Raw genomic sequence first — 253 nt, forward strand, 5'->3', positions numbered from 1 at the left:
GAGAGTGTCACTGGCGCCACTGTCGTCGGTGATACGCAAGTGCGCCCGATACTTTCCGATTCGGGTGAGGGTGCGAGTGATCTCAGGCGTAGCACTATCAATCTCGTAGTGTTCGTCACCATCCAAGTCCCATTGCCAGCGGCGGATATGGCCGAAAGCCGTATACGACGAGGACGCGTCCAAGTCGAGTGGTTCGCCTTGGCGTACGAGTTCTTGCCCGATCACGGCGGCACGCATCCGTACCCCTGGTACT

At 58.9% G+C, this 253-nt stretch carries 1 protein-coding gene; it reads right to left on the reverse strand.

Annotation, left to right across the window (positions count from 1 at the left end):
* Positions 1 to 253 (reverse strand): PKD domain-containing protein (locus A5483_RS10930; protein WP_193790483.1); only part of this gene is annotated, 253 nt, incomplete at both ends.

Origin of the sequence: Cutibacterium namnetense (assembly GCF_001642025.1) — a bacterium.
Lineage (GTDB): Bacteria > Actinomycetota > Actinomycetes > Propionibacteriales > Propionibacteriaceae > Cutibacterium > Cutibacterium namnetense.